Origin of the sequence: Synechococcus sp. R55.2 (genome assembly GCF_047462075.1) — a bacterium.
In the GTDB taxonomy this organism is placed as follows: Bacteria; Cyanobacteriota; Cyanobacteriia; order Thermostichales; family Thermostichaceae; genus Thermostichus.
Genome location: NZ_JANSIH010000291.1, coordinates 1 through 626, shown reverse-complemented (window position 1 = coordinate 626; position 626 = coordinate 1). Strand labels below are relative to the sequence as shown.

1 protein-coding gene is annotated in these 626 nt (G+C 53.4%); it reads left to right on the top strand.

From position 1 onward, the window contains the following. On the top strand, nucleotides 1–449 hold a 449-nt coding region (locus tag NW838_RS09560; protein ID WP_414427935.1), incomplete at its 5' end, for a glycosyltransferase. Nucleotides 450–626: the final 177 nt, after the last annotated feature.

Here is a 626-nt window from a genome sequence, read left to right as displayed (position 1 = left end):
ATCAGCAGTGGTCCTATAAGCCTTTCCCTGTCCTTTGCACTCATTCCTGGTCGACTCCAGAGGCTTATCGACAGGCGGCAGCTCCGCAACCTGTTATGAATGCTTATCTAGATCTGCAGCAGTTGGTTCAAGCCTACCAGAATGCCGTGGCGCTGGTTTACCCAAGTGCATATGAGGGATTCGGGCTACCCGTATTGGAGGCCATGGCCTGTGGGACCCCTGTCATTATCTATCCCAACTCTGCCTTAGTGGAAGTAGGAGGAGAAGCTGCATTTTATGTAGAGGACTCTTTGTCGGACACCTTGGTTCAGGTTCTGGATCCCAAGTTGCGCGCTGAGAAAGTCAGGAAAGGCTTAGAGTGGGTTAAGTCTTTTGCCTGGGAGCGCATGGCTAAAACCATCCAGGAAGTTCTGCACCTTGCAGTCAAGCCAAGCCTAACAGCCTTGTAGTCTTGGCAAGCATCTTGCTGCTAACCAGTTTCACAGTGCCCCCACTGCCGGTGTGAAACCTCAATCCCTAACTTCTGGAGGAAGGGTCACTCTGGCTCGAGCCTGGGCAACCAACCCATCCACGTACTCGTTCCAGCGCAGACCTTGGTGGGCTGGGATCCAAACCACCTGCACCTG